This window comes from Streptomyces cellostaticus (assembly GCF_001513965.1).
Taxonomy (GTDB): domain Bacteria; phylum Actinomycetota; class Actinomycetes; order Streptomycetales; family Streptomycetaceae; genus Streptomyces; species Streptomyces cellostaticus.
Map to the genome: position 1 here is coordinate 1 of NZ_KQ948127.1, position 1,044 is coordinate 1,044.

At 68.2% G+C, this 1,044-nt stretch carries 1 protein-coding gene and 1 pseudogene; both read right to left on the reverse strand.

Going from position 1 to position 1,044, the window contains the following annotated elements; genetic code table 11:
• Positions 1-14 precede the first annotated feature (14 nt).
• Positions 15-392: a hypothetical protein gene (locus AQI88_RS42375; protein ID WP_067011149.1), complete on the reverse strand. Its 378-nt coding sequence runs from the start codon at positions 390-392 to the stop codon at positions 15-17.
• Positions 393-735: 343 nt separating this feature from the next.
• Positions 736-1,044: pseudogene (locus AQI88_RS42380) on the reverse strand (IS701 family transposase); the annotation flags it as partial.

Below are 1,044 nucleotides of genomic sequence, written 5' to 3' on the forward strand. Positions count from 1 at the left end.
AAGCCAGCGGGTCGTCATGGCGTGGGGAGCGTGAACACCAGAAGAAGGATGGTCAGCGGCGGTACCAGGGCGATGACGGCCGTCCAGCGGCGCGCTGTCGACCAGCGGTGCTTCCAGGGCAGCAGCCACGTGGTGAGCAGGGCCGCTACAGCGACCGGGCCGCCGTAGAAGAGCATGCCGAAGATCCACGTCAGCGACGTCGTCAGCGCGTGCGAGCAGTCGTCAGGACCGCAGCTGTCCGTGGCCATGACCGACAGGCAGGCGAAAGTGAAGGCGGTCGGGCCGAGTACGGCCACCAGCACCGTCGTGATCACCGCCGTCACCCAAGCCCGAGGATCCCGTTCCGCCGTGTCCGACGGGCCGGGGAGCGTCGCGATGTGCTGTGTCGTCATGCAGGCAGTGAACCGGTGCGGGAACGTCGGGTACACGAGTGCCTGTACTCAGGTGTACGTGTCGGCGTACTCACTCCGGGGGAGTGCTGTGAGCGAGCACGACATTCTCGACGCCATCTCACCCGGACGACGGGCCGAGCGAGCGCGGTGCGACGCTGCGCCCTAGTACTCCAGCAGGATTTCGCTGTCTGACCTGCGGGTTTCGTCGGGTGGCTGGAGTGTAGCGGGCCGCGGAGTGGTCAGGGGTGGCCTTCGGCAGGCCGCCCCTCGATCGTGCGACAGCGCCGCAGATAGTGACAGCGGCGGGCGACCGCTTGGCGTCGTCGACGCCAGTTCGACCAGCTCAGCGCGTGGTGCCGTCCTCGGCGGCCACGAAGGTGCGGCGGTCGGGGACGACAAGCTGCCAGGAGTCGCCGAACCTCCGCCACTGTGAACTCGATCGCCCCGGCTGTCCCACCGGCGCCGCCCCCTTTTCCCGAACCTGATGTGCCGTGGCGGCCAGGAAGGCGTGCGCGAGCATGGCAAGAGTGATGTGCCGGTACCAGCCCACGTAGCGACGGACTTCGTACTGGTCCAGGCCGCACTCGTTCTTCGCGGCCTGGAAGCACTCCTCGATCGCCCAGCGCGTCCCGGCGATTCGCACCAACTCCCC